Annotated in this window: 2 protein-coding genes; both read left to right on the plus strand. The window is 35.1% G+C overall.

The annotated features are described in order from the left end of the window. Window positions 1-166: 166 nt before the first annotated feature. Window positions 167-946: a hypothetical protein gene (locus AMDU4_RS11315; RefSeq protein WP_290705185.1), complete on the plus strand. Its 780-nt coding sequence runs from the start codon at window positions 167-169 to the stop codon at window positions 944-946. Beyond that, on the plus strand, window positions 946-1,146 hold a 201-nt coding region (locus tag AMDU4_RS11320; protein ID WP_290705189.1), incomplete at its 3' end, for a hypothetical protein. The genes AMDU4_RS11315 and AMDU4_RS11320, both read left to right, overlap by 1 nt.

Raw genomic sequence — 1,146 nt, forward strand, 5'->3', positions numbered from 1 at the left:
CACTCTAGAGGATCCCCTCGATTTCTATGATCCTGTTGTGGTCGCACCTGTCCTGTAAAATTTTATGTTAATTATTATCATATTATCCATGATTCTATATTATTTATTGCTAAATTATTTATTAATATTGTTACCGATATATATATATTCATACGTTTATATCATTATGAATAAAAGGAAAGTAATAATAGGTGTGTTAATGGCGACAATATTTGTAATGGTAACTTTTGTTCCTGTGGCGGAATTACATAGTAATCAACTCAATTCAGCTAAAGCCATGGAAATAAGCAATGCAAACAAAAATAACACACAATATAATATACAGGGCTCATTAATATCGATGGCAGAATCGTTTAATTTAAAGCAAATAAGTCTATCATCAAAAACATTAATGGTTGATCATAAATCTATTTCAATCGATTTCTCAAAATATGGTGGAATAAATAAAAATATGTACGCCATTTCAACGACAATTTACATAAATGGGCACATATATTCATCCCTGTTTACTTTAATTAACGTTAGAAATAGTAATACGGAAGCAACAATTTACCCTCTTTTATCTACTACTCTATCATCACCATACCATTTTAATATAGATCAGGCAATGAATGCGCACACTAATCCACTCTCAAGAAATCCTGATGGTTTTTCCCATGGATGGCTTGGAATTGCTATATTATTTAATCAACAACAGACTGTAGAACTCGAATCAATGCTGTTGGCGGGGGTAGCAATATCATCATTCGTAGCGTTTGTGGCTGGCCCCACAGTTGTTGGTGGTCTAATAGCAGCTGCAGTGGCTCTATTTCTCGCCCTGGGAGGCGTCTATGTCCATCTGGTGGACGCAGCAGGTGATTTTCAGGGTATAAATATCGATGTAACGTGGGTAGGAGTTGCAAGCAGTATTCATGCACCTGAACACAATGTTCCATGGGGGTATTGATGAATCATAATATAAGTATTTCCGAATTGATACTCGCACTAATTGGGCTAATACTCATTCTATATAATAGCATTGCAGCGATCCTATCTACTAATAAAATAGCTTCTCTGCCGAACTTATATACTTATAATAATCCTCGTGGCCTTGGCTTTACATTATCGGCAATTGCAGCATGGGCATATATGTTATGCATGTTTTAT

The sequence above is a fragment of the Ferroplasma sp. Type II genome, from assembly GCF_000496155.1.

Coding starts and splice junctions, on each gene's coding strand:
- AMDU4_RS11315 (WP_290705185.1), top strand. CDS start 167: ATGAATAAAAGGAAAGTAATAATAGGTGTGTTAATGGCGACAATATTT.